Origin of the sequence: Sporosarcina sp. FA9, assembly GCF_051550205.1 — a bacterium.
GTDB lineage: Bacteria > Bacillota > Bacilli > Bacillales_A > Planococcaceae > Sporosarcina.
Map to the genome: position 1 here is coordinate 196,237 of NZ_CP188819.1, position 26,164 is coordinate 222,400.

The 26,164-nt window shown below is 39.0% G+C and carries 25 protein-coding genes and 1 other annotated feature; of the genes, 22 read left to right on the forward strand and 3 right to left on the reverse strand.

All coding sequences use genetic code 11. The features are described from left to right. The first annotated feature begins 1 nt into the window (after position 1). From ACP8HH_RS01005 to ACP8HH_RS01035, 7 genes are all read left to right on the forward strand, one after another. Positions 2-439: a molybdenum cofactor biosynthesis protein MoaE gene (locus ACP8HH_RS01005; protein WP_438314614.1), complete on the forward strand. Its 438-nt coding sequence runs from the start codon at positions 2-4 to the stop codon at positions 437-439. A 6-nt stretch (positions 440-445) separates the two neighbouring features. After that, positions 446-679, forward strand: a complete 234-nt coding sequence (gene moaD, locus ACP8HH_RS01010; protein WP_438314616.1) for a molybdopterin converting factor subunit 1 — start codon at positions 446-448, stop codon at positions 677-679. Further along, positions 676-1,245: a molybdenum cofactor guanylyltransferase gene (mobA, locus tag ACP8HH_RS01015; RefSeq protein WP_438314618.1), complete on the forward strand. Its 570-nt coding sequence runs from the start codon at positions 676-678 to the stop codon at positions 1,243-1,245. Before moaD ends, mobA begins: the two co-directional genes overlap by 4 nt. Before the next feature lie 4 nt (positions 1,246-1,249). Then, on the forward strand, positions 1,250-2,260 hold the full coding sequence (moaA, locus tag ACP8HH_RS01020) for a GTP 3',8-cyclase MoaA (RefSeq protein WP_438314621.1): 1,011 nt from the start codon (positions 1,250-1,252) through the stop codon (positions 2,258-2,260). A 133-nt stretch (positions 2,261-2,393) separates the two neighbouring features. After that, the gene (locus ACP8HH_RS01025; RefSeq protein WP_438314624.1) at positions 2,394-4,043 is read left to right on the forward strand and encodes a M20/M25/M40 family metallo-hydrolase; all 1,650 of its coding nucleotides are present in this window, start codon (positions 2,394-2,396) and stop codon (positions 4,041-4,043) included. 48 nt (positions 4,044-4,091) lie between these two features. Then, the gene (locus ACP8HH_RS01030; RefSeq protein WP_438314627.1) at positions 4,092-5,054 is read left to right on the forward strand and encodes a 2-hydroxyacid dehydrogenase; all 963 of its coding nucleotides are present in this window, start codon (positions 4,092-4,094) and stop codon (positions 5,052-5,054) included. A gap of 90 nt (positions 5,055-5,144) precedes the next feature. Next, a complete protein-coding gene (locus tag ACP8HH_RS01035; RefSeq protein ID WP_438314630.1) occupies positions 5,145-6,446 on the forward strand; it encodes a serine hydrolase domain-containing protein in 1,302 nt (433 codons plus the stop codon). 102 nt (positions 6,447-6,548) lie between these two features. Here ACP8HH_RS01035 and pssA read toward each other — a convergent pair whose 3' ends face one another. Beyond that, entirely contained in the window at positions 6,549-7,088 is a 540-nt protein-coding gene (gene pssA, locus ACP8HH_RS01040) for a CDP-diacylglycerol--serine O-phosphatidyltransferase (protein ID WP_438314633.1), read from the reverse strand. A 94-nt stretch (positions 7,089-7,182) separates the two neighbouring features. On the opposite strand from pssA, the gene ACP8HH_RS01045 reads away from it, so the two are divergent. The 3 genes from ACP8HH_RS01045 to ACP8HH_RS01055 are packed head-to-tail and all read left to right on the forward strand — an operon-like array spanning position 7,183 to position 9,197. Then, entirely contained in the window at positions 7,183-7,971 is a 789-nt protein-coding gene (locus ACP8HH_RS01045) for a phosphatidylserine decarboxylase (RefSeq protein ID WP_438318948.1), read from the forward strand. Positions 7,972-8,027: 56 nt separating this feature from the next. Continuing rightward, positions 8,028-8,600 (forward strand): class I SAM-dependent methyltransferase, encoded by a 573-nt coding sequence (locus ACP8HH_RS01050; protein ID WP_438314636.1) that lies wholly within the window; start codon positions 8,028-8,030, stop codon positions 8,598-8,600. Beyond that, positions 8,601-9,197 (forward strand): DedA family protein, encoded by a 597-nt coding sequence (locus ACP8HH_RS01055; protein ID WP_438314639.1) that lies wholly within the window; start codon positions 8,601-8,603, stop codon positions 9,195-9,197. 50 nt (positions 9,198-9,247) lie between these two features. On the opposite strand, the gene ACP8HH_RS01060 is transcribed toward ACP8HH_RS01055, so the two are convergent. After that, complete coding sequence (locus ACP8HH_RS01060) at positions 9,248-10,144, reverse strand: LCP family glycopolymer transferase (protein WP_438318951.1); 897 nt, start codon at positions 10,142-10,144, stop codon at positions 9,248-9,250. Between the two features lie 438 nt (positions 10,145-10,582). Next, positions 10,583-10,831: a binding site (T-box leader), on the forward strand. 83 nt (positions 10,832-10,914) lie between these two features. Here ACP8HH_RS01060 and ilvB point away from each other — a divergent pair. The 12 genes from ilvB to ACP8HH_RS01120 all read left to right on the forward strand — a co-directional run bounded on the left by ilvB (position 10,915) and on the right by ACP8HH_RS01120 (position 25,096). Next, positions 10,915-12,681: an acetolactate synthase large subunit gene (gene ilvB, locus ACP8HH_RS01065; protein ID WP_438314642.1), complete on the forward strand. Its 1,767-nt coding sequence runs from the start codon at positions 10,915-10,917 to the stop codon at positions 12,679-12,681. After that, positions 12,678-13,193, forward strand: a complete 516-nt coding sequence (gene ilvN / locus ACP8HH_RS01070) for an acetolactate synthase small subunit (protein ID WP_438314645.1) — start codon at positions 12,678-12,680, stop codon at positions 13,191-13,193. The genes ilvB and ilvN overlap by 4 nt, the downstream gene beginning before the upstream one ends. Before the next feature lie 121 nt (positions 13,194-13,314). Continuing rightward, positions 13,315-14,307 carry a ketol-acid reductoisomerase gene (ilvC, locus tag ACP8HH_RS01075; protein WP_438314648.1) on the forward strand — a complete coding sequence of 331 codons (993 nt, stop codon included), beginning with the start codon at positions 13,315-13,317 and terminating at the stop codon, positions 14,305-14,307. 27 nt (positions 14,308-14,334) lie between these two features. After that, the gene (locus tag ACP8HH_RS01080) at positions 14,335-15,876 is read left to right on the forward strand and encodes a 2-isopropylmalate synthase (protein ID WP_438314651.1); all 1,542 of its coding nucleotides are present in this window, start codon (positions 14,335-14,337) and stop codon (positions 15,874-15,876) included. A 33-nt stretch (positions 15,877-15,909) separates the two neighbouring features. Beyond that, entirely contained in the window at positions 15,910-17,010 is a 1,101-nt protein-coding gene (gene leuB, locus ACP8HH_RS01085; RefSeq protein WP_438314654.1) for a 3-isopropylmalate dehydrogenase, read from the forward strand. Between the two features lie 18 nt (positions 17,011-17,028). After that, positions 17,029-18,441 carry a 3-isopropylmalate dehydratase large subunit gene (gene leuC / locus ACP8HH_RS01090; RefSeq protein WP_438314657.1) on the forward strand — a complete coding sequence of 471 codons (1,413 nt, stop codon included), beginning with the start codon at positions 17,029-17,031 and terminating at the stop codon, positions 18,439-18,441. 28 nt (positions 18,442-18,469) lie between these two features. Beyond that, the gene (gene leuD / locus ACP8HH_RS01095) at positions 18,470-19,060 is read left to right on the forward strand and encodes a 3-isopropylmalate dehydratase small subunit (protein ID WP_438314660.1); all 591 of its coding nucleotides are present in this window, start codon (positions 18,470-18,472) and stop codon (positions 19,058-19,060) included. A 127-nt stretch (positions 19,061-19,187) separates the two neighbouring features. Further along, positions 19,188-19,865, forward strand: coding sequence for a hypothetical protein (locus ACP8HH_RS01100; RefSeq protein WP_438314662.1), 678 nt, complete (start codon positions 19,188-19,190; stop codon positions 19,863-19,865). 116 nt (positions 19,866-19,981) lie between these two features. Beyond that, a complete protein-coding gene (locus tag ACP8HH_RS01105) occupies positions 19,982-20,440 on the forward strand; it encodes a DUF4870 domain-containing protein (RefSeq protein ID WP_438314665.1) in 459 nt (152 codons plus the stop codon). 116 nt (positions 20,441-20,556) lie between these two features. Continuing rightward, the gene (locus tag ACP8HH_RS01110) at positions 20,557-21,555 is read left to right on the forward strand and encodes a hypothetical protein (RefSeq protein WP_438314667.1); all 999 of its coding nucleotides are present in this window, start codon (positions 20,557-20,559) and stop codon (positions 21,553-21,555) included. A 251-nt stretch (positions 21,556-21,806) separates the two neighbouring features. Continuing rightward, positions 21,807-23,147, forward strand: coding sequence for a sodium/glutamate symporter (locus tag ACP8HH_RS01115; RefSeq protein ID WP_438314670.1), 1,341 nt, complete (start codon positions 21,807-21,809; stop codon positions 23,145-23,147). Positions 23,148-23,272: 125 nt separating this feature from the next. Further along, complete coding sequence (locus ACP8HH_RS01120; protein WP_438314673.1) at positions 23,273-25,096, forward strand: tetratricopeptide repeat protein; 1,824 nt, start codon at positions 23,273-23,275, stop codon at positions 25,094-25,096. A gap of 111 nt (positions 25,097-25,207) precedes the next feature. On the opposite strand, the gene ACP8HH_RS01125 is transcribed toward ACP8HH_RS01120, so the two are convergent. Further along, positions 25,208-26,092: a TetR/AcrR family transcriptional regulator gene (locus ACP8HH_RS01125; protein ID WP_438314676.1), complete on the reverse strand. Its 885-nt coding sequence runs from the start codon at positions 26,090-26,092 to the stop codon at positions 25,208-25,210. Between the last annotated feature and the right edge of the window lie 72 nt (positions 26,093-26,164).

Sequence of the window (26,164 nt, forward strand, 5' to 3'; positions counted from 1 at the left end):
AATGAAAGCATTTGAAATTGTGGATACACCCATCGAAATACAGAAGTATTCGGACTATGTTCTTCATGCAGGTGCGGGTGCAGTAACGATTTTCACGGGCAATGTTCGCGAGTGGACGCACGGTGTCCGGACATTATTTCTTTCCTACGAAGCTTATATCCCAATGGCGGAGAAAAAGTTGGCTGAAATAGGGGCTGAAATGGAGTCCAAATGGCCAGGCATCAAAGTCGCGATTGCCCACAGAATTGGGGAACTTCAAATTTCTGATATTGCTGTTCTAATTGCTGTTTCTTCGGCTCATAGAAAAGCAGCATACGAAGCAAATGAATATGCAATTGAGCGATTGAAAGAAGTTGTTCCAATTTGGAAGAAAGAAATATGGGAAGACGGGGAAGAATGGATTGGTGGACAGAAAAAATATCCGAAAGAAGGGAGATGAACCAAAGTGATTAAAGTGAATTACTTTGCAAGACTGCGCGAGTTAACAGGGAAAGCAGATGAAACTCTCGAAAGAGATAATATGACTGTGCAGGATTTACTTGATTGGGCTGAGGATACGTATCCTGGTTTTGGAAAAGATACGATTCACGTTGCGGTGAATGAGGAATACGCTTTGAAAGATGATGTAATACAATCGGGCGATATATGCGCCTTTATTCCACCGGTAAGTGGCGGTTGAGTACTATAGGAATCGTTTTAGCGGGTGGCTTCTCCAGAAGATTTGGCTCGCCAAAAGCATTTGCTAAGTATGGAGATAAATATTTTTATGAAATTGCTGTTGATGTGCTCAGAATCCTTTGTGATCAAGTAGTAATCGTAACTCGCCCCGAACTCATTCAACGTCATGGAAAAGAAGATCATGTCCTAACCGACATCGTCGAATTTGCTGGATTCGGTCCGCTTGCAGGGATCCTTTCCGGTATGGAATCTGTGGAAGCGGACCGCTACGTTGTGTTGCCAACGGATATGCCTTATGTAACTTCGGAAGTGCTTGAAAGGTTAATGACTTTTCACGAAAAAGGAATCACGGCGGTTATTTCAAAAAATAGACAGCACCCTTTGGTTTCAATATGGGATAATCATTTTAAGGACGCCCTTCGAAATGCACTTGAGAACGAACGGTTAAGTGTGATGAAGTTATTGGATGAAAATCATTCACATTGGGTTCCTGGATACTTGCTCACGGATAACGAGGAGCTTGTATTTACGAATGTGAATACGCCGGATGTTTTGGAGAGAGGTTAAAGCCATGCAAACGATTATAGATAAATTGGGTCGACCGATTCGAGACTTACGGATATCGGTAACGGACCGTTGTAATTTCAGATGCACGTACTGTATGCCAAAAGAAGTTTTCGGTGATGATTATGCTTTTTTACCGAAGAACGAACTTTTATCATTTGAGGAAATCGAGCGCTTTGCGAAACTTTTTGCATCACTTGGAGTTAAGAAATTACGTCTAACAGGCGGAGAACCCCTTATGAGAAGGGGACTTCCGGATCTCGTTAAGAAGTTAATTGTCATAGAGGGCATTGAGGATATTGGGCTTACGACAAATGGTGTATTATTACGCCAGGCTGCGCAACCGTTGTATGATGCGGGCCTTAGAAGATTAAATATGAGTTTGGACGCGCTTGACCCAGAAATTTTTGGAGTGTTAAATGGGCGCGGCATAAATCCTGATTTTATTCTATCAAATATTGACTTTGCACGAGAAATCGGCTTTGAAATTAAAGTGAATATGGTTGTGCAAAAGGGTGTTAATGAAAGTGAAATTCTACCAATGGCCGCTTATTTTAAAGAACGTGGAATTACGTTACGTTTTATAGAATTTATGGACGTTGGAAACGATAATGGTTGGAGTTTTGACAAAGTTGTAACGAAAAAAGAAATCTACGAAATGCTGAGTGAAGTGTACGAAATGGAACCGTCTGATGAAGAATATTTCGGTGAAGTCGCGAAACGCTACCGTTATATGGATAGCGAATCTGAAGTAGGGTTCATCACTTCCGTATCCGAATCTTTTTGCTCATCCTGTACACGTGCTCGTCTTTCATCAGACGGGAAGTTTTATACATGTCTGTTTGCGTCTTCAGGCTTCGATTTAAGGGAATTGATTCGCAGTGGTTTGTCCGATGATGAATTGTTAGATGCAATCCGGAATGTATGGGAAGGTCGAACAGATCGATATTCAGATGAGCGTACTGAACAAACTGCAAAAAATCGTAAGAAAATTGGAATGAGCTATATTGGAGGATAAAACGTTACTTAGGTAGCGTTTTTTTCTTTTATCTTTATTTCTATTTTGATAACTCTATGAACTCTGAAAACAGTTTGGGTTTATGCTAAACTAAATGGAGATTCTTATACCAAATAGGTTAGGAGATATGAATATGTTAATCTGTCGTGAAGAAGTATTCGCCTTAACGAAAAAACTTGTACAGACGAATAGCGTTGTGAACTTGGGCGGTGAAATTGAAATGAGCCAAGTAGTTCATAATTGGATTAAAAAGCTATCTTATTTCAAAGAAAATCCTTCATTCGTCAGATATCAGCAAACCATAGATGACGATATTGAACGGTACAATGTCATTGCATTCGTCAAAGGAACGAAAGAACCGAGTGATAAAACAGTCCTCTTAATGGGACATATGGATACGGTAGGAATTGAGGATTTCAATCATTTGGAAACCCATGCATGCAATCCGGACGCACTAATGAATGCCCTAAAATCAGAATCACTTCCAGCGATTGTTACGGAGCATCTTGAATCTGGCGAATATCTCTTTGGCCGGGGCACCTTGGATATGAAAAGTGGTGTCGCAAGTAATTTGTATTTGCTCAAATATTATTCAGAACATCCCGAAAGACTTAAAGGAAACCTCGTTGTTATCACGGAATGTGACGAAGAAGATGGGTCCCGTGGCATATTATCTGCACTTAAAGAGTTAATAGCGCTACGCGAAGAATACGGTTTCGATTATATTGGTGCAGTTAATGCGGATTTTGTCACTCCGAGGTTTGATGGGGATGAAAATCGCTATATTTATAAAGGGACAGTAGGTAAACTATTGCCTTCGTTTTTTATTACCGGGGAGGAAGTTCATGTTGGAACTTGTTTTGATGGGATTGATCCGAACTTTATTGCAGCAGAACTAACAAAACAAATCAGTTACAATCCAGATTTATGCAATGAAGCATATGGGGAAGTGACTGTACCGCCAGTGTCCTTGAAACAGACTGATTTAAAACCTACATATACCGTGCAAACGGCGTTGTCCGCTTTTGTTTATTATAATTTTTTCGTTCATTCGTGGTCTCCTCAAGATGTTCTTGTAAAATTGAAAGAGCAGGCCGAAATTGCTTTTGAGAATGCATTGAATGAGTTCAAAAGAAAGTATGAGCAATACTGTAAATTGAGCAACCAGCCCGTTCGCGACATAACGTGGAAGCCGCGCGTCTATATCTATGAGGAGTTGGTTGCGTTACTAACGGAAGAGCATGGTGAAACGTATATAAACCATATGAAGAAATTTAAGGATGGACTCATGGAAGTAAAGGATCTCGATACACGAATGTTTGCGGCACGCGTTGTTGAAGAAGCGTGTAAATGGATGAGTGATCAGCAGCCTGTTATTATTTTGTTTTATTCTTCTTTATATTCACCTAGAATTGAAGTGACTGGGAAAGACGAGAATGAGCAGAATTTGCTGAGGGCTCTTGATGAAGCAATTAAATGCGTCCAACCGGCATATGAGCACCCAATCGTGACAAAAAATTTTTTCCCATACATTGCTGATGCAAGTTTTATGGCACTAAGTGATGACGAAGAAGAAATTGATGCGGTTATGAACAATAATCCGGGATGGGGTACGAAGCATTTTGTAAACTATGACGATATACGAGCCATTAATGTACCCGTTATTAACATCGGTCCTTACGGGTATGACGGTCATAAACAATATGAACGAACAGAAATTAAATTCTCGCATGAAATCGTCCCAAATTTAACCCATGAAGTGATTCAGCGATTGTTGAATTAAGAACGCAACTTTTATGAATTTGTTCTTTTAAATTTAGGAGGTAGTTTAATGAAACCTGTCGTCTTTATCACAAGAAAGTTGCCTGAGGAAGTCGTTTTACCACTTCAGGAGAAATTCACTGTACGTATGTGGAAGTCGGAAAGTGAATCCGTTCCACGCGATATTTTATTAAAAGAAGTTGCGGAAGCAGATGCACTTTGGTCTGTCATCGCAGATCGCATAGACAAAGAAGTATTTGAAGCTGCGAAAAACTTGAAAGTTGTTTCAAATTTGGCCGTCGGTTTTAATAATATTGATACTGAGGCGGCGCAGTCCAAAGGTGTAATTGTAACGAACACACCTGGTGTACTGACTAATACGACAGCGGATTTAACGTTTGCATTACTTCTTGCTACAGCCCGAAAATTAATAGAAGCAGAAAGTGAGCTTCGAAAAGGGAACTGGAAGTCTTGGACACCGATGGATTATACAGGCATGGACGTTGGCGGAGCAACAATCGGCATTATTGGTATGGGACGTATCGGTGAGGCGGTCGCGCGACGTGCAATGGGCTTTGATATGAAAGTACTTTACCATAACCGAAGTCGGAAAATAGAAGCTGAAAAAGCCTATGGTTTTGAATACGCGGAACTGGATGACTTGTTAATACAATCGGATTTTGTGGTCATTTTGGCGCCTTTTACACCAGAAACAAAAGGTTTAATTGGACAGTGTGAACTTGCTTTAATGAAGAAAACTTCAGTACTGATTAACGTGGCACGTGGGGGAATCGTCGACGAAGAAGCTTTATACGACGCCCTTAAAAACAACCAAATCTGGGCAGCTGGATTGGATGTTTTCGAAGTAGAGCCTGTAGATCCAAATCATCCACTTCTAACGCTACCCAACGTTACGGTATTGCCGCACATCGGTAGTGCGAGCATTCGAACACGCATCGGGATGATGAATCTAAATGCGAATGCGATTATTGATGTTCTTGAAGGACGCGAACCCGAAAATCGTTTAGTCTAATCTGGTAGTTGACCCCTGTTTGATTTGGAGGGCTTCTATTTAAATTGTGATTGATTCTTAGAATTCAGTGAAAGTAAGGGTGAATGCTACTTGAGTCGTTGGAATGAATTTGAAAAGTTTGTAGAAGAACTCATGAAGAAAGAACAAATACCTGGTGTTGCAGTTGCGGTTTCTGAAAACGGAAAAACCATTTACGAAAGTGGTTTTGGAAAGAGAAGTTTAGCAACGAATGAACCAATCACTCCGGAAACGATTTTTGGAATTGCCTCGGTTACAAAGTCATTTACAGCACTTGCAATTATGAAATTAGTGGAGGAAAGGAAGTTACAAGTCGAAGATTCCGTTAGTAAGTACCTCCCCAACTTTCGTTTGATCGGCTATGAAAAGATGGAGAATATAAAAATTCTACACCTCCTTTCCCACACAACAGGTCTTGCAACAACAGAAAGAATAGTGGAATTAGCGGGTTTTGAAGAACATATGGACTATATTAACAAGAAGGAATGGACAGTCTTAGGAAAACCGGGCGAATATTTTTGTTACAACAATGATATGTTCCTTTTACTTGGGGCAATTATTGAAACAGTGTCAGGTGAAAGTTATCAGGAATACATAAAAACCTTCATTTTAAAACCTTTAGATATGAATCGTACGACATATGATCTAGATGAATTACAGAACGTCGAAAATGTCACAACACCGTATGTGTTAGAAAATGAAAAACCAGTAGCTTGTTTGTGGCCAGAATTAGGTAATTATGCGGTAGGTGGAGGCATTCGCTCAAATGTGACGGATTTATTAAAATACGGACAGGTTTATGTGGACGCGCTAGAAAATCAAATCATCGGGAAAAAATATTCATCTGAAATGGCTAAACACGTACACCAAGTGATCAGCGACAGCTTTTACGGATATGCGTTAAAATCGACTCCTGATTATATGGGCGTCACATTGGTAGAACACGGCGGAGGACAACCAGGTGTCTCTTCCAATTTCGGATTTGTTCCGGAAAAGGGTATCGTAGCGGTTGTTCTAACGAACTTAAGCGATGTAAATGCGGATGCAATTTGGCTCGCAGCGGTGAATACAGCGTTAAACATCCCTATTGACGAGAAAAGAAGCGTTGAACCGCACTATGAAATAACGGATGCTGAACTACGACCTATGCTTGGAATCTATCGATCAGATGAAGGTGCAAAAATCCGAATCTTACAACAAGACACTACAATGACGGCAATCGTCGCGGACAAAACATTCCAACTACGCGCAAGCGACAAACAGACATTAGTAATGCTCCCAATCGAAAAGCCAATTCGTTTTCATTTTGATGAAAATAACAAGGCCTGGGCACTTTCTATAGGTCTTAGAATGCTGGTTAAATCTACAACCTAAAAAAAGGTATCTACCACAATACTGGTAGATACCTTCTTAATAAGAGTAAGCTTTATTATGGTAAACGTGGTAAAGTTTTTAAAGAGTATAAAATAACTTAGGTTAAATCTTTTTCACTTTAAATGTACCAATCATTAAAACGGATAAACCAAGTAAGATGAACATAAAGAAGACAGATGGAATGTAGAACCTCATTAGGAAGAATAGAGCGAGAAGACAACCGGCTGCTGGGATCGGCAAGCCTTGAAAGTTTCCTGTGAACGTTGTGACGTTAAAACGTGCCAAACGAATAGCACCACATAAAATGTACATGACTGTAAGTAAAATGCCGGCAATAGAATATTGAAAAAGAATGCTTTGGTAGATGAGTAGGGCAGGGGCCACACCGAATGAAATTAAATCGGCTAAAGAATCCAATTGCTTACCAAAATCTGAAGATATGTTAAGATTTCTGGCGACTTTTCCGTCATACATATCACAAACAGCAGCTAAGAAAATTAAACCTGCAGCTAATGAGGCATGACCTTTCATAATAAGTATGAGAGCCATGGAGCCTGAACCTAGATTGAGCATTGTTAATACATTGGCAGATTGATTAAGAATTAGTCTCTTTTTTGTATCAACACTTTTAGTGAAAGACAACTTTATCACTCCTATCTTGTACCATATCCATAGGAAATGGCTTTTTTTTTATTATACTACTAAATTGTTTTTTGGGGGTGTTATTTTGAGGAAAATGTTTTTTAAATCTTTAGTCGAATTAACAGGACACCCGATTTCATCAAATGTATTGAAACGATTCACATCTTCTCGTTTAAGTCGATCTTTAAATAAATCGTTTGTTAAGTTATATAAAGTTAATGTTGATGAGATGGAACATCCTCTCGAAGAATATGCAAGCTTACAAGAGTTGTTTACAAGAACGTTGAAAAAAGATGCCCGAAAAATAGATGACGGAGTGGATACAATTGTTAGCCCAGTTGACGGGGTATTATCATCTTTCGGTAAAGTTTCTGAGAACGATACATTTGTTGTAAAGGGACAAGAATACAGTATGGAACAAATATTTGATTGTAAAAATAAAGAGGATAAGTTTAAAAACGGTTCTTATTTCCTTTTTTATTTATCACCAACGGATTATCACCGAATACACAGCCCAATAGATGGCATTATTGAAGAACAATGGACCTGTGGAGGGAAGTCGTATCCGGTAAATAGTTTAGGAATGAAATACGGCAATAAACCATTATCGACAAATTACCGTCTTATTTCGTTGGTAAGAAATGAGCAAGTCAATGCAGCCGTCATAAAAGTGGGTGCACTGAATATTAATAGTATTCATCTAACTCATGAAACGAATCAGTTGAAAAAAGGTAGTGAAATGGCATACTTTTCATTTGGTTCCACCGTTGTCTTATTCATAGATGAATGCGATTTTGAAATTGAAAAATCACTCTCTTTTGAAATGGAAATAAAATACGGACAAAAGATTGGCGCACTTGTGCCTCAGAAACAAATTTGTTAGAGGTACGTCTAACATTAACTGACTTATTGGTACAACACTTAGCGAGGTGAATCCCTATGCACATATTGAGGTTTTTAAAAGAATATATTAAGCATCCGAGAAATACCGGGGCAATAGCAGCAAGCACTTCACAATTAGCTAAGGGAATGGTTAGTGGAATCGACTTTGAACAGGCCAAATGTATCGTAGAAATAGGGCCTGGTTTGGGTTCTTTTACACGGGAAATTATGAAAAGAAAACGACCGCAAACCCTTCTTTTATTAATAGAAATAAATAAGTCCTTCTATTCTGTTTTACAAAAGCAATATGAAAATGATGAAAGTGTGCACGTTATTAATGGTTCAGCTGAGGATATTGTAGAATTCTTATTAGCTTTAAATGTAAATGAAATTGATTATTGCGTATCAGGTCTACCTTTCGCATCCTTACCAAAAGATGTATCGGAGCGAATATTGCATAATGTTCTTAAATTATTAAAACCGGACGGTAGGTTTATTACGTTTCAGTATTCCTTGTACAAACTATCGTTCATAAATAAATACTTTCCGCAAATATCCATTGAAAAAGTATGGCTTAATCTTCCTCCGGCATATGTGCTTTCTTGCGGAAATGAACTGGTTATACAGTAAATGAATGTAAATGATTTATTACCCTATATAGAAGATTACGGCTACTTTGCATTGTTTTTTTGTTTATGGTTGGGAGTTGTCGGTGCACCGATTCCGGATGAAGTTGTCGCTATGGGTGGGGGCTTAGTTACGACGTTAGGTGTACTCGATACAATCCCGGCATTTCTTGCAACATATTTAGGTGTGGTAAGTGGGTTATCCTTAGGATTTGTGCTTGGTAAACTCTTTGGTTCAAGAATTCTAAATCGATTAATTGGTAAAAAGAAGCTTAAATATTTGTTCATATCTCAGCGAATGATTTATAAATATGGAAACTTTGCTTTGATAATTAGTTACTTCATACCGATAGTTAGGCATGTGGTACCGTATATTGTTGGTATTAATGGGATGAGCTTTAAAACGTATGCCCTTTATTCCTATACGACGGGGTTCCTATGGACATTATTGTATTTCGTGTTAGGTATCTTTTTTGGAAACAGAATCGGCATCATAGCTGAGCTTGCTTTCAAATATGGACTATTAGCGGGGTTCGTGATCTTGTTGATATTATCTTTGCTTTATTATAATAAAAAGAGGAAGAACAAAATCGTTAGATGATATGGAAAGTAATTTAGTCCCGACTATGCATTTTAGTAGTCAGGACTTTTTTAAAGTTCCAAGTGAGTTTTTAACTCATTTTGTGTACGAACCAGTTCGTCGTCATTCATAATGTAATACCATATGTCGTTTATCATTTTTCCGTGACCTTCATTAATATAAATTTGGTCGATGCTATTTACTGAGTCGCGATAGTTTGCTTGTACATCTATCATTTCCTCGAAAGTCATATTCGTTTTGACATTGGTGCCGATTGCACTAAAGATACTTTTATAGTTCAATAGGCTATTCACGGATGCTCCTTGTTTCAAAATCGCTTGAATGACTAACTTTTGTCGATCTTGTCGTCCAAAATCTCCGCGGGGATCTTCGTAACGCATCCGAACAAAAGTGAGTGCTTCTTCTCCAGTCAGTGACAGTTGTCCTTTTTGAAAGGATTCATCACCTACTTTGAAATTGAGCATGTTATTTACTGTAATACCACCAACCGCGTCGACAATCTCTTTAAAGCTTTCCATATTCACTTGGACTACATAATCAATTGGAATATCAAGTAAGTGTTCTACACTTTTCATAGCCATCTCAATGCCACCGAAAGCATATGCGTGATTGATTTTATCCTTAACTCCTTTACCTTCAATTTCCGTAAAGGTGTCGCGTGGAATACTTACCATTTTCGTTGACTTCAAAACAGGATTTACCGCCAAAACAATCATTGTATCGGAACGTCCACTATCATTCTCGCGTTCATCTACACCGAGTACAAGTACTGAAAAAGGGTCGTATTCTTTAAAAACGATTGGTTTTTCTCGCATGTCTGATAGTTCACGTTCAATTGGTTCATGCATCATCTCTACCGTATCTGTTAAATTCATGTACATCATTAATAGATAGCCGCCTCCACTAAGTAGTAAAATGACGAATCCGCCAACAATCCACAACAACATCTTTTTCTTAGTCACTTTACTCAAGATTTATACCACCGCCTGCTGAGTAATAGGTATTCAAATTCTTTTCACAGCATGCCCATAATTAAAACTCCTCATAACGTAAAAGAATATTTTTGTAGATTAAGAAAGAAAGTTAGATTGTAATTATATGCAGTTGTGACAAGCACTATTCTTTTGTCGGTTAAAGCCTTCATTCATCACTTAATTCAAAGTAAACAATCTTTATTAAAGTTATTTAAATTATTAACATTTTCGTAATTATTGATTTAACAGTGTTGAAAGCGGATACAGTAAGATTTGGAATTCATAATTGCTAAACAATTTGGATTAAAGTGTTGACTCTTCTTCTTTTCCGGGATATGATAACAACAATCCAAATCAGTTAGTGATTTTATTCACAAACTAATAATTTAAATTAATTAATAATTTCATATAATTAAAACAATGATGAGGCAAAAGTAAATAGAACTTTGTATTAACAGAGAGCCGGTCGTGCTGGAAGCCGGCAATACAACTATTTACGACATCACCTCGGAGTGGACTACTGAAAAGGAAACTGATTATGTAGACCCGGGCGTAAAGAAATTTGCGCTCGTTATAACCGAATGGACTTAGTCTATTCACGAGGTAGCAATTTTGCTGCGAACAAGGGTGGTACCATGAACTTGCTTTTTCATCCCTATGTAAAGATTTATTTCTTTGCGTGGGATGAAAAAGCTTTTTTTGTTGAAAAGATATTATATAAAACAAGAAGGAGGAGTTAGTTGATGAATGCGAAAGTTCAGGAAGACCAAGTTGTATTGGAAGAGCCTACGAATTCGAGTGAAGAACAAACACAATCTACACAAATGAAAGATGGGTCTGCTGTACTCATTCAAGCTTTAAAGGAACAAGGCGTTGAAGTTATTTTCGGCTATCCGGGGGGTGCGGTATTACCAATTTATGACGCACTTTACCAAAATCCAATTCCACACATACTTGCTCGTCACGAACAAGGTGCAATTCATGCGGCTGAAGGTTATGCGCGTGTTTCCGGGAAGACTGGAGTAGTTATAGCTACATCTGGTCCAGGAGCAACAAACTTGGTCACAGGCATCACAGACGCGATGATGGACTCCTTACCACTCGTTGTATTTACAGGTCAAGTTGCGAAAGCAGTTATCGGAACGGATGCTTTCCAAGAAGCGGACATAATCGGAATTACCCAACCCATTACAAAACATAATTATCAGGTGAATGATATAAAAGATTTACCTAGAATAATAAAAGAAGCATTCCATATCGCTTCAACTGGACGTCGAGGTCCGGTAGTCGTTGATATTCCTAAGAATATTGCAATGGAATTATTCATTCCTACATCTACTGATGAAATAGAAGTGAACTTACCCGGATATCAGCCAACAACAACGCCGAATTATTTGCAAATACAAAAGGCGTGTAAAGCAATTGGAGAAGCGAAAAAACCGTTAATCCTAGCAGGTGCGGGTATCCTGCATGCACAAGCAATGGACGAATTAAAAGAATTTGTAGAACTCCATCAAATTCCTGTAACGAATACGTTGCTCGGTTTAGGTAGCATAGCCGGTCATCACGAATTGTTTTTAGGAATGGCGGGTATGCATGGAACGTACGCATCAAATATGGCCATTTATGAGTGTGATGTACTTGTGAATATCGGAGCACGTTTTGATGATCGTCTCACGGGGAATTTAGACTTGTTTGCGCCAAATGCAAAAGTCATTCATATCGATATTGACCCTGCTGAAATCGGGAAAAACGTTCCAACGGAAATTCCGATTGTAGCGGACGCAAAAGAAGCACTTCAAGCATTATTGAAACAAAGTTTTGAATCACCGGATACGGCGGAATGGGTTTCCTATTTGGAGAAATCTACTAAAGACTATCCACTATGGTATGACACAGAAGATAAAGAGAGATTACTACCGCAACAAGCAATTGAAATCATCCACCGGATAACTGAAGGTAATGCAATTGTTACAACAGATGTTGGTCAACATCAAATGTGGGCGGCGCAATATTATTCGTTTAACAACCCAGATCATTGGGTGACTTCAGGTGGCCTTGGAACGATGGGATTCGGTTTCCCAGCAGCGATTGGTGCACAGCTTGCCAAACCAAATGCCCGAGTCGTTTCCATTGTTGGAGATGCGGGTTTCCAAATGACTTTACAAGAATTATCCCTTCTACAGGAGTTACGCATACCTGTGAAAGTCGTTATTTTGAATAACGAAAGTCTAGGAATGGTACGCCAGTGGCAGGAAACATTTTACGAGAAAAGGTATTCGCAGTCCTTAATATCTGTACAACCGGATTTCGTGAAGTTGGCAGAAGCCTATGGCATAAAGGGATACAAAATAGAAACACCAGATCAAGCCGAAGCGATTTTCACAGAAGCCTTGCTGTCGGATGAACCAGTGCTTATCGACTGTCGCGTTGACCAACGAGAGAACGTCTATCCGATGGTTGTTCCGGGCACGGGGTTACATGAAATGATTGGAGTGAGCCGTAAATGAAAAGAGTAATCACCGTAACGGTAATTAACCAAAGTGGTGTTTTGAACCGAGTGACCGGCTTGCTCATGAAAAGGCAGTTCAATATTGAAAGCATTACGGTCGGACACACGGATCAACCAGGAATGTCGAAAATGACGTTTATTGTAAACGTCGAAGACGAGAGAAAAGTTGAGCAACTTACGAAACAGCTTCAAAAACAAATCGATGTTATAAAAGTGAATGACATTACAGATATGGCGATTGTCATGCGTGAACTCGCCTTAGTAAAAGTCGTTTCACCGCCTCACATAAGAGCTGAAATGAACAGTATCATTGAACCCTTTAGAGCAACGGTCATTGATACAGGTAAAAATGTGATTACGTATCAAGTGACTGGAAATCCAGACAAGATTGAAGCGTTTATTGATTTACTAAGACCGTACGGCATTAAAGATTTATCAAGAACGGGTGCAACAGCATTTGTTCGTGAGACACAGAAAGTTCATTCACCGCAGCTTTCCATTTTGAAATAGAGTTTTATTGTGCTCCGATATTGATGGAAGTTGAAGGGGAATACATTCAACAGTATTGTGTATCGGGGCCTTAAATATAAAATAGATAAAACTAAAACCCAACTATTAGGAGGAAATGACAATGGCTAAAATGTATTATAACAACGATATTAACGAAGGCGTACTTAAAGAAAAGAAAATCGCAGTAATCGGATACGGTTCACAAGGTCATGCACACGCACGCAACTTGAAAGATTCAGGATTCGATGTTGTTGTTGGTGTACGCGAAGGTAAATCATTTGACCAAGCAAAAGAAGACGGTATGACTGTAGCATCTGTTAAAGAAGCTTCAGAGCAAGCGGACTTAATTATGATTTTGCTTCCAGATGAAAGACAAAAGAAAGTCTACAATGAAGAAATCTTACCAGGCCTAGCAGCGGGGAAATCACTCGTATTTGCACACGGCTTTAACGTACACTTCGATGAAATTAAACCACCTGCAGATGTGGATGTATTTTTAGTAGCACCAAAAGGTCCGGGACATCTTGTTCGCAGAACATTTGAAGCGGGTGCAGGAGTACCAGCATTGTTCGCGGTCTATCAAGATGTATCAGGAAATGCACAAGATGTTGCCCTTGCATATGCAAAAGGAATTGGATCAGCGCGTGCTGGTGTACTTGAGACGTCATTTAAGGAAGAAACTGAAACAGATCTTTTTGGTGAACAAGCGGTTCTTTGTGGTGGAACAACTGCACTTGTAAAAGCAGGTTTTGAAATTCTTGTAGAAGCTGGATATCAGCCAGAACTTGCATACTTTGAAACATTGCATGAACTTAAATTGATTGTTGACCTTATGTATGAAGGTGGTCTTTCAGGAATGCGTTATTCGATTTCGGATACGGCGCAATGGGGAGACTATGTTGCAGGAGATCGTATCATCGATGCAGGAACAAAAGATCGCATGAGAGAGCTTCTGGCTGAAATTCAATCTGGAGAATTTGCAAGAGGATGGATTAAAGAGAATGAAGACAATCGTCCACAATTCGATGCAATAACTGAAAAAGAAGAAGCACATCAAATTGAAATTGTAGGTAAGAAACTTCGTGATATGATGCCGTTTGTTAACCAACGCTGAATCTGAAACAGAAAGAAGGGGTAGTAAGTGCGGAAAATCGACATATTTGACACGACGCTTCGCGACGGTGAACAGGCTGCTGGTATTAATTTAAACACAGCTGAAAAAATAGAAATTGCTCGTCAACTGGAAAAGTTCGGGGTAACAATCATTGAGGCAGGTTTTCCTGCTTCATCCCCGGGTGATTTCGATGCTGTACAGCGCATAGCAAATATGGTTAAAAACTCAACCGTAACGGGACTTGCCCGTGCTATGAAGAGTGATATCGATCGGTCATGGGATGCACTGCGTGGTGCAGAACAACCGCATTTACACATATTCCTAGCAACTTCACCGATTCATATGGAATATAAACTTATGAAAACACCTGATCAAGTTGTTGACATAGCAGTGGAAGCTGTTAAATACGCTAGTAAATTTTTCCCTCTTGTGCAGTGGTCTGCTGAAGATGCGTTTCGTTCAGACAAAGAGTTTTTAGTCAGAATAATTAATCAGGTCATACGTGCGGGTGCAACAACCATTAACGTTCCAGATACTGTTGGTTATGCAACGCCTGCCGAGTACGGTGCATTGTTCAAGTATTTAAAAGAGAATGTCACTGGAATTGAAAAAGTTAAACTTTCCGCTCATTGTCATGATGACTTAGGAATGGCTACTGCAAATACGATCGCAGCTATTGAAAATGGTGCCGATCAAATTGAAGGTACAATAAACGGTCTTGGAGAGCGTGCTGGAAACGTCGCAATTGAAGAAATAGCCGTGGCACTTCATATTCGTAAAGACATATACGGCGTTCAAACAGATTTGAAATTGAACGAGATTAAACGAACAAGTCAACTCGTGAGTCAGCTTACGGGTGTTGTCATCCAGCCGAACAAGGCGATTGTCGGGAAAAATGCATTTGCGCATGAATCCGGTATTCACCAAGACGGCATGTTGAAAAATCGTGAAACCTATGAAATCATTACTCCCGAATTAATTGGGGCAACTGTTGAACCGCTGGCTTTAGGTAAGCATTCTGGAAGACACGCCTTTAGTGATCGAGCAATTACAATGGGCTTCGATTTAAGTGATGAGAAGTTAAATGAAGCATTCGTTGAATTTAAAAAGTTGGCAGACCGTAAAAAAGAAATTACAGCAGAAGACTTGTTCATCTTATTTACGGATCAACAAATTCAATATAAAGATACACCGATTTATAAATTAACGAATGTGCAAGTGCAATATGGGACTGCTAATACACCAACAGCAACGGTTTCAGCTATTGTTCCGACGGGTGAGTCCGTAACAGTAGAGGCGACAGGTTCTGGTTCGGTAGAAGCGATTTTTAATACGTTAGAAAATCTCGTCAAAGGAAAAGTTCATATTCTTGATTACCGCGTTTCATCGGTAAGTAAAGGGCGAGATGCACTTGCTGAAGCAGTTGTAAACTTGAGTATCAATGGTCAAGCAATTACAGGGCGTGATACAGCACAAGATGTTTTGGAAGCATCCGCCAAAGCGTATTTAAATGCTGTAAATCGACATCTTGTAAATGACTATGTGGGAAACAAAGTAACTAGTATTTAATTGATAACAAAAAAATAAGGAGGAGAACTCATTATGGAAAAAAGAGTAGCAGTTCTACCAGGTGACGGTGTTGGACCAGAAGTAACAGAGGCAGCAGTAAAAATTCTTCAAGTAATTGAAAGACGATTCAATCACACATTTAAATTTACACATGGCTTAATTGGCGGCTCTGCTATCGATAAGCATGGCAATCCTTTGCCGAATGAAACAATTGCTCTTTGTGAAGAAAGTGATGCAGTTCTTCTCGGTGCTGTTGGTGGACCCAAGTGGGATCAGTCACCATCAGATATACGTCCAGAAAAAGGATTATTAGCAATTCGAAAGCATTTCGGTTTATTTGCTAATTTACGGCCGGTAAAGGCTGTGCCATCCCTACTCCAAGCATCTCCTCTAAAAGAAGAAGTTGCCAAGAATGTGGATTTACTCATCGTGAGAGAATTAACAGGCGGTTTATATTTTGGTGAACCAAGCCGACGCACAGAAAATTCCGCTGTAGACACACTCGTCTACACTAGAGAAGAAATTGAGCGTATTGTTGAAAAAGCATTTGAACTTGCACGTCTCCGTAGAGGTAAAGTAGCTTCTGTTGATAAAGCGAATGTTTTACAAACGAGTAAGTTATGGCGTGAAGTTGTTGAAGAAAAGAAAAAAGGGTATCCCGATATTGAGGTTGAGCATATGTTGGTCGATTCAACTGCGATGAAACTAATTACAAATCCGGGTGCATTTGATGTTATTGTTACTGAAAATATGTTTGGTGATATTTTAAGTGATGAAGCATCCGTTATAACAGGGTCACTTGGTGTGTTGCCATCAGCAAGTTTACGTTCCGACGGTTTCGGTTTATATGAACCGGTACATGGTTCAGCGCCAGATATCGCCGGACAAGGAAAAGCAAATCCAGCAGCGGCAATTTTGTCAGCGGCAATGATGTTGAAATATTCATTTGGAATGGATACCGAAGCCGCGGTAATTGAAGAAGCGGTGAATGCAGTTTTTGAAGATGGTTTCTTCACAGCAGATTTGGCAATGGCAGGACAACGGGTATTATCGACTAAAGAATGGACAGATAAAGTAATAGATGAACTTGATACACAGTCCGTTTCAGACTGTATTATGTATACGTACGCTTAAGGAAAGGGGAAGTGGAAAATGGCTAAAACAATTATCGAAAAGATTTGGGATCAGCATGTTGTATATAAAGAAAAGGGAAAACCAGACTTACTTTATATAGACCTTCATTTGTTGCACGAAGTCACTTCCCCTCAAGCATTTGAGGGGCTACGGCTTGCAAACCGTTCCGTTCGTCGACCAGACTTATGTTTTGCGACTATGGATCATAATGTACCAACGCGTAATCGGGATGCAATAACAGATCCGATTGCACAAAAGCAAATTTCAACTTTACAAATGAACTGTGATGAGTTTGGTGTTCCGCTTGCGAATATGGATCATCCCGATCAAGGAATCGTTCATATCATTGGGCCGGAACTCGGACTTACACAACCTGGTAAAACAATTGTTTGTGGAGATAGTCACACATCAACACACGGTGCTTTTGGTGCTATTGCATTTGGAATTGGGACGAGTGAAGTGGAGCATGTATTGTCTACTCAAACACTTTGGCAAGCAAAACCAAAAACAATGGAAATTAAAGTTACGGGTGAGCTAGGATTCGGTGCAACATCAAAGGATTTAATACTTGCGATCATTGCGAAGTTTGGAATTGACATGGGGAACGGCCATATTATTGAATATACGGGTGAAGCTATTCGTAATTTAACAATGGAAGAGCGAATGACAGTTTGTAATATGTCCATCGAAGCCGGTGCAAAAGCTGGACTAATTAGCCCAGATGAAACGACAATCGAATATTTGAGAGGTCGTCGCCACGTTCCAAAAGGTGAGGATTTTGACAAAGCAGTTATAGAGTGGCTTGCTCTTGCAACAGATGAAGATGCAGTTTATGACACGGTCTTGGAAATTGACACGAGTGAAATCGAACCTTTTGTAACATGGGGTACAAACCCATCGATGGGTTCAGGTATTTCGAGTCATGTACCATACGCCTCTGATTACGAATCTGAAACAGACAAGGAAGCTCTGAAAAGTGCATTGACATATATGGGATTAGAAGAAGGTATGCCTCTAACATCTATTGAAATTCAACATGTATTTATAGGTTCTTGTACGAATGCTCGTCTAAGTGATTTAAAAGCAGCGGCTAAAGTTGTTGAAGGTAAGAAAGTGAATCCATCTGTAACAGCAATTGTTGTACCAGGTTCTCGTACCGTAAAAAAGCAAGCAGAAGATGCAGGGCTTGATAAAATCTTTCTTGAAGCGGGTTTTGAATGGAGAGAATCAGGTTGCAGTATGTGCTTGGCAATGAATGATGACGTCGTGCCTTCCGGAGAAAGATGTGCTTCTACATCCAATCGGAACTTTGAAGGGCGTCAAGGTGCGGGATCTAGAACGCATTTGGTAAGCCCGGAAATGGCAGCAGCCGCAGCTATTGCAGGTCATTTCGTGGATGTTCGAACAGAGAATCTTGCTAGAGTAAATTAATGCTAATGTTTTAGAAAGGGATGATTTCTTGGAACCAATTAATAGAGTAGAAAGCATCATTACGCCACTAAATCGCAAAAACGTAGATACCGACCAAATCATTTCCAAAGAATTTTTAAAACGTATTGAGCGAACTGGGTTTGGCAAATACTTATTTTATCACTGGAGATTTAATTCAGATGGTACTGAAATAAAAGATTTTGTTTTAAATGACAATCGTTTTGAAAACTCTAAAATATTAGTCGCACATGAGAACTTTGGTTGTGGTTCTTCAAGGGAACACGCACCTTGGTCGATTTTAGATTATGGATTCAGTGTTGTAATAGCCCCAAGCTATGCAGACATTTTTTATAGCAACTGTATGAAAAATGGATTGCTTCCGATTCGACTTGAAATTTCCGAAGTAGAAGAATTGCTCGCAAATGGTCAGCAAGAGCAGTTTTCAGTTCAGGTGAATTTGGAAGAACAAACGGTTACGGGTGAAGATGGAAAGTCCTATTCATTTGAAATTGATCCATATTACAAAAACATGTTGTTAAATGGTTGGGATGAAATTGAGTTAACTTTTCAATATGAAGACCATATTACAAATTACGAAAAAAAACAGCAACTCGCTTAATTATATAGAAACACTTCTAAAAGCCGTGTAGGCCTTTGGAGGTGTTTTTTTATTTTGTATAAATTTAACGTAGTCTTAACCTTTAATGAATAAAATATAAAGAAACAGCATATTGGGGGCGTTCGTTTTGAAAAAAGTACTCGTATTTTTATCGATACTAATTGCAAGCTCACTTTTAGTGGGATGTATATCAATTCCGCTTGGAGACGGCGGAAAGTTAGAACTATCAAAAGATGGGATTAGTATGAACCCTGGTGAAGCGGATGGAATTGAAGAAGTGGAAGTGGAGGCGGAACCGGAAGATGAAATCGTAGAAGAGGATGCGACTGAGGAAGATTCCAAAGATGGAAAATCCGATGGAAACCTTAAGGCTGTCGTTAACGCACAATCAGGCAGTTGTGGTGAATTTGTTGAAGATCCGAAAATGAACGACCGAACAATTACTGAATTTCTTGAATTTGCTCCTATGGGTTTCTTACTGCCTGACTGTACACTTATAGACTCTATGAGTGATCGCTATGATTCCAGTTACGGAGAGACGACGATAGAAGCGTACGTCCAAGTCCCGGGAGTTTGGATTGATATGTACGATTACTATGATGAGGCTTTTAAAGAACTAAACTTTTTAGAAGTAAAAAGGGATAAGAATAATAATGCAAAGGAAGCCCGAATAAGCGGAGAATTGGCTGAGCATGCGGTTAGGATTTATATAACCCAAGTCGATAATGAAGAGGAGGATATTTCGAAGATTACATTTGTGATTTATAAGTATGATGAACCTAGAGAGAAATATCAAAACGAGTAATGCGTACCTATACCTTTAACAGATACTGGGACAATTAAGGTAACAGTGTTTAACGTTAACTTAACATTGCATCTATAAAATAAAAAACAAGAACAGTAATAAGGGAGGAATTGCAAATGACAAATAATAAGCAGATAAATCCGGGTGTTGGAGATGAATTATCTGAGCAAACTATTTTTATGGAAGAGACGGTTGTAAAAAAACCGACAGCAGTAGGACTTGAGGAAAATATTGCTGGATTATTAAGTTATGTATTTCCACCGATCATTGCAATTGTCTTTTTGTTTATGGAAAAAGAAAACAAATTCGTTCGCTTTCATGCGATACAATCTATTATTTTGACAGCAACGGTGTTTGTTCTAGCAATTGGCTTATCGATTTTCGGCGCAATCTTAAGCGTTATAAAACTGGGCTTTATTGGTGGAATTATATCATTCGGATTTTGGATACTTGCAGGGCCATTATTCTTTTTCTTGGCAGTGTTCTTGATTTATCAGGCGTACAAAGGAAAAATGTTTAAGTTGCCAATCATTGGCAATATCGCTGAAAAACATTCTGAGCCAAAATCAATATAAATTCAAACATATTTAACAGCTCTGTTCATTTCGATTTTACATGAACGAAGCGGAATAACAGCCAGTATCGAAGCATAGTGTTTATAAGATAGAGTTGTCTAGAAGGAGGTAGCAATATGACTGTTATGCAATTAGTTAGAAAAACGATGCCTTTTTTATTAAGCAGAATATTAATATATGGAATATTTGGACTCGCGGCTTTACTCTTTTTAGGTATTATGATTGGAATCGGATTTCTAATGCTTAAAATGTTTGGCGAAGGATCAGCTGCGTTTATCATCGTTATGCTCTTTGCGTTCGGAGTTATTTATGGTGGCTTAAGGTTCCTAGAGCGTTATGTGTTGTACATGGTGAAAGTGGGACATATATCCGTGGTTGTTGAATTGCTTAGAAGCGGTCAAATTCCTGATGGCAAAGGACAAATAGCATATGGTAAAGATCAAGTGAAGAAAAATTTTGGTTCAGCAAACGTAGCGTTTGTTATTGATAATGCAGTACACGGTGCGGTGAAACAAATTCAACGTTGGATGCTTCGTGTAGGTGAGTTTTTCAATTTTGTTCCCGGTGCAAAAAACATTATCGGCATATTAAATTCAATAATGTCTGTGAGTCTCAATTACATCGATGAAGCTGTAGTGAGCTACATTATCCTGCGTAGAAATGAAGAGCGTGATGAAACAGTTTGGAAATCGGCATCTGACGGCGTTGTTTTGTACGCGCAAAGTTGGAAAGGGATTATTAAGACTGCTGCAGGCGCGGTCCTACTAATTTATGCATTTAGTATTATTACATTTTTAGTATTCGCACTTCCGTTAATGGGGATTGGTAAACTTATGACATTGAATTCACCTGAGCTTGGCTTTTTCACTGGTGCAATTGCTGTGATAGCGGCATATGTTCTAACAGTTGTATTAAAAAGAGCGATAGTTGACCCGATCGTAACCATTGCGATGATTCGTTCATATCAAATGAGCATCAAAAATCTTGAGCCAGAAATCGACTTGCAACAAAAGTTATTAGGGGTATCCGGAAAGTTTAAAAACTTATTCAACAAAGGAAATGAAGCACCACCACATCAAGTAAATCCACCGAATCCAGTGAATATCGCCACATAATAGATACGAGACTAATGAAAAGTATAGATATATATTTGTAACTCTTCCGTTTAATAAACGAGAGGGTTACTTTTTAATTCCTCTGAATGTTCACCACTTTCCTGTTATTACCCATTAGGTTTACCTGCCCTATAAAAAATGTTATCTTGATTAAGCTGGAAATCATTTCGTACATATTGTGTGCAAACGCTCTCAATTTGCTTGGATAATGAAATTAAAGTAAAAATGCTGAATTGGTTAGGAGAATATAAATGGAGTTTTCACCTTGGGTTTTATTCACAGATATTGGTCTCGTCTGCTTGCTGTTGCTTGCAGGGACAGTTATTCGGGCAAAAGTCGGCTTTGTGCAGCGATTGTTTTTACCTGCAAGTATTATTGCCGGAATTCTCGGTTTGACATTTGGGCCAAAAGGATTTGGAATCCTGCCTTTTTCAAGTCAAATTGAAACCTATCCGGCGATTTTAATAGCAGTCATTTTTGGAACACTGCCATTGGTATCTCCTAGAATTGACTGGAACGCGATAAAAACAAGAGTGGGAAGTATGTGGTCTTATTCACAACTTGCTATGCTGTTGCTTTGGGGCGGTGGGCTTATCTTTGCGTTATTGTTCATTAACCCGTTCTGGAAAGATTTAAATCCCGGCTTCGGATTAATTCTTGCGGCAGGATTTGTTGGTGGTCACGGTACGGCTGCAGCAATTGGTTCAACATTCGCACAAAGTGGTTGGGAAGATGCTACTTCTCTTGCGATGACATCTGCAACAATCGGTATCATTAGTGCGATAACGATAGGTATTCTATTTATTAAACGAGGATCTGCAAAAGGGCATACTTCTTTTCTTGCATCTTTTGATGATTTGCCGAATGAACTGCGAACTGGGTTGATTCCACTTGAATCTAGAAAAAAGTCCATTACAGATACGGTCTCTCCAATGTCGATTGATCCGTATGCTTTCCATTTAGCGATTGTTATGATCATAGCAATGGGTGGGTATTTTTTAAGTAAATTAGGTGTGCTTTTGCTACCAAGTGTTGCAATACCTGCATTTTCTTTGGCTTTTCTTGTTGGTTTGGTCGTTAAAAAGATTATGAATGTAACTGATTCGGAAAAGTATGTAAGTGTGGATGTGATTAATAGAATTAGTGGTAGTGCTACAGATATACTTGTGGCATTTGGGATTGCTTCAATTAGTTTGTCTGTTGTGCTCGATTATATAATTCCGCTTACTATACTTTTTGCATTCGGTTTGGTTTATGCTTATGTGTTTTTTGCAATACTTTCTAAAAGGTTTTTCAGTGAGTATTGGTTTGAAAAAGGTATTTTCACATGGGGTTGGACAACTGGAACGGTTGCAATGGGAATGGCTCTTTTGCGTATTGTAGATCCAGATGCCAAGAGTAAAACATTGGATGACTATGGGCTTGCTTATATTCCAATTGCACCTGTAGAAATACTACTTATTACCTTTGCACCGTTATTTGTCATAAACTCACAGCCGTATGTTTTTATAGCAATAACGTTTATATTTGGCATTGTTATATATTTAATGGCCATTAAATATAAATGGCTTAATCGGACGAAGGTAAAATAGAAACGAATATAATAGTAGTGAAGTCATGTGGGCAGAGATGCTTACATGACTTTTTTTAAACCAAACTGTATTTTTGAATAGGTTGTTTCTCATCTGTTATGATAGTCAATAAGAGGTGGTAGAACATGATTGGACGAAATGATCCTTGTACCTGCGGAAGCGGTAAGAAATATAAAAAATGCTGTGGTAAAGATAGTTCAAGCCTTATGGATATCGTTGTCAATGAGGAACTTGACCGTGTTTTAACAGGTTATTTTGATCAGTATCCAAAGGATTCGAACCGTGAAGAAATGATGCTTCTAATGAGGACATGGGTGAATCGGTTAACTGGAAGTTGGGATACGAAAGATATTGAAGAGGCATCTAGTGAATTTTATTTATTTATAAAAGATCAAAATAGCTGGCATACATATCTGACGACACAGCTTGAGAAGAATCCTCGTGAAGCAACTCGGTTCGTATTAGAACAATGGGATAAACCTTTTGTTTTACTTGGAGAAATCACAGGTGTTGAAAAGAGTCAGATGAGAGTGAAAGAACTTTTTAGTGAAAACGAATATAATGTTACTCGAAATGATGGAATGCCCGCAGATATTGGTTCATTGATGTTTGGTGTTGTTTTGTTTGATCCTCGAAAAGGAAGCGATGCGATTGCGCCAATTTCGTCGATGCTCTTTCTAGCAAAATGGAGTAAACAGACAAAAAAATCGCTTATTGAATTAAGAGGAAAACATCCGGATTCAACAGCGGAAAACTTTATCGTCAACTACGCACTTGAAATTTATGAGCTGCTCATAAAACGCAGCATGGCATCGATGAATGAATTGGTGGAAGAAGTTCTTGCACCTTCGCAACTGAGTACGTTAACTGCCCTTGACGCGGCTCTTCGAGAGTTAGAACAAACAACGGAATCAAGGGAATTAATGCATAAACTGTCTGTAGCCTACTTTTTAAATGAAGATGCAGAAGTCCTTAAAGAAAGAGACTATCTAGCTGCAGCTGTGTCCACTGGAATCGATATCGGCGCAGTGATGGAGACAGGGCTCGAAGTGGATGAAGTCATCGCTCGGTTTGCAGCTGAAGAGCGTGGCGTCGAATTGTACCGTAAACATCTCTCTTCCCTTTATTCAGACATGATGGAGAGCGGAGATGCTCCAATTGCTGAGCGAGTGTATGATGTTGGAACAGATCCTCGCCCAACGGAAAAAGCACTTTGGGAAACGTCAATGACAACAGGCGGAGTCGTTCAACCCAATCAAAAACCAAGTATTTCAGATGCACGGGCACAACTCCTAGCCTATGAAGCTTATCTTGCACCAACTGAAGAAGAAAGACGTGATCTTGCAAAAAAGGCATCGATTCTTGGACCTGAAAATCCGGACGTGCTTCTTCTACAAGCTGAAGTTGAGCAAAATCCTGAAAAAGTTGTCGTACTCTATGAAAAAGCAATTGAAAATGCAAGCCGCGTGTTCGAAGTCGGAGAGCAACCTTGGCAAAATATTCCGAACCGCTCATTTATGCGTGCTGCCTTTTCCTACGGTATTCATATGTTTAAAATGGGACAGTATGATGATGCTGCATCGATGTTTTTAGATTTAATAAAAATGAATCCAACGGACAATCAAGGCTCAAGATACGAAGGGGTAGCTTCTTTAATTCATGCGAAACGGTTCAATGAAGCTGCTGAAATCCTAGTTCGATATGAAAAAGGGTCCGAGCATGATGCCGCTTATCTGTACTTAGATTGGAAGCTAGAAGAAGCTGCATCAAATGGAGAGTCAACAAACTTAGATGAAATGCGAAAACTTGCTGCAAAAGCAAATAGCCACGTACTTCATTTGATGACATTTAAAGTGAAGCCAATTTCATATCCACGTTATAAAACACTTGAACCTGGTAGTGAAGACGAAGCGAGATATATTTGGTTGTTACTAAGTGGTGCTGAATAAATAGAGAAGAATACTGATTATAATTAAAAAAGGTGATTTTCCAATACTGATTGGAGAATCGCCTTTTATTATTGACTCGGTTTTGATTCGTGTAAAACATGAGAACTTAATTTATTTAAGTACCTCCAAATATCTCCATATACTCGATGTAATTTCATGGACTTCACGTTCATTTGGAGTGTCAGCAAAATATTCACGGAATGAGCGTAAAATCGTTTCAAGTAAAAATACGCGAGGCTGTTCCAAACGTAATTCGTTCAAGATGAACTCGATATACTGTGTACCGCCAGATTTTACATCCTCATCTATTTCCTCAGTGAATCGCTCTAAACGTTGAAGTAGTTCAATTTTAGTTCGCGTATATTCACCGTGCCGCGTATCGATTTTTCTTAAAATACGTTCATTAAGTAAGTGGTCAGAAGTATTTATTATGTCGGACATAATAGAATCGACCCGACGGAGAATGTACTCCACTAGCTTAATAGCACTGAGCTCTTCATCTGAATCCACCGCCCACACATGGATCATATGTTGCATCATACCCATCATTAAGATTGCACATTCCAGCGCGAATGGGGCAGCTTCATCCCCGTAAACATCAATTAGTCGGTTCGTTAGCCAGGACAACTCAGCAAGATGATGTTTCCTCGCGAAAGCTTTTAAATCAGCGTCTCCAGAATAAAAAACCGCTTCGAAAATGGGTAAAAGATTGTGGTCACGATTTACCATAAGACGGATCGAAATTTGTTCTGCTAATAATTTCTTGTTGTCTCTACTTTGTCCAATCATTAATTCTTGTCTTCTAATCGTAGTTTCATCACGTCCGTTGTCTAAAATAGCCATTAGACACTCGTTTTTAGTGGAAAAGTAATTATAAAAAGTTCCTTTTGAAATCTTTGCTTCATCCAATATGTCTTGTACAGATGTTGCTGAAAACCCTTTTTTTAGAAAGGAATTTTTCGCTACTAATAAAACATGCTGTTTTCGATCATTCAATACAATTCACCCTTACACTGTCAGTCTACCTATATAATAGCCCCTAAGTGTTGACTAATCAATGAAAGTATA

Bases quoted from the DNA above. Each gene is read 5' to 3' on its own strand.
- ACP8HH_RS01005 (WP_438314614.1), top strand. From the start codon at position 2: ATGAAAGCATTTGAAATTGTGGATACACCCATCGAAATACAGAAGTAT.
- moaA (WP_438314621.1), top strand. From the start codon at position 1,250: ATGCAAACGATTATAGATAAATTGGGTCGACCGATTCGAGACTTACGG.
- ACP8HH_RS01025 (WP_438314624.1), top strand. From the start codon at position 2,394: ATGTTAATCTGTCGTGAAGAAGTATTCGCCTTAACGAAAAAACTTGTA.
- ACP8HH_RS01030 (WP_438314627.1), top strand. From the start codon at position 4,092: ATGAAACCTGTCGTCTTTATCACAAGAAAGTTGCCTGAGGAAGTCGTT.
- ACP8HH_RS01045 (WP_438318948.1), top strand. From the start codon at position 7,183: ATGTTTTTTAAATCTTTAGTCGAATTAACAGGACACCCGATTTCATCA.
- ACP8HH_RS01050 (WP_438314636.1), top strand. From the start codon at position 8,028: ATGCACATATTGAGGTTTTTAAAAGAATATATTAAGCATCCGAGAAAT.
- ACP8HH_RS01055 (WP_438314639.1), top strand. From the start codon at position 8,601: ATGAATGTAAATGATTTATTACCCTATATAGAAGATTACGGCTACTTT.
- ACP8HH_RS01060 (WP_438318951.1), bottom strand. From the start codon at position 10,144: ATGTTGTTGTGGATTGTTGGCGGATTCGTCATTTTACTACTTAGTGGA.
- ilvB (WP_438314642.1), top strand. From the start codon at position 10,915: ATGAATGCGAAAGTTCAGGAAGACCAAGTTGTATTGGAAGAGCCTACG.
- ilvN (WP_438314645.1), top strand. From the start codon at position 12,678: ATGAAAAGAGTAATCACCGTAACGGTAATTAACCAAAGTGGTGTTTTG.
- ilvC (WP_438314648.1), top strand. From the start codon at position 13,315: ATGGCTAAAATGTATTATAACAACGATATTAACGAAGGCGTACTTAAA.
- leuB (WP_438314654.1), top strand. From the start codon at position 15,910: ATGGAAAAAAGAGTAGCAGTTCTACCAGGTGACGGTGTTGGACCAGAA.
- leuC (WP_438314657.1), top strand. From the start codon at position 17,029: ATGGCTAAAACAATTATCGAAAAGATTTGGGATCAGCATGTTGTATAT.
- ACP8HH_RS01105 (WP_438314665.1), top strand. From the start codon at position 19,982: ATGACAAATAATAAGCAGATAAATCCGGGTGTTGGAGATGAATTATCT.
- ACP8HH_RS01110 (WP_438314667.1), top strand. From the start codon at position 20,557: ATGACTGTTATGCAATTAGTTAGAAAAACGATGCCTTTTTTATTAAGC.
- ACP8HH_RS01115 (WP_438314670.1), top strand. From the start codon at position 21,807: ATGGAGTTTTCACCTTGGGTTTTATTCACAGATATTGGTCTCGTCTGC.
- ACP8HH_RS01120 (WP_438314673.1), top strand. From the start codon at position 23,273: ATGATTGGACGAAATGATCCTTGTACCTGCGGAAGCGGTAAGAAATAT.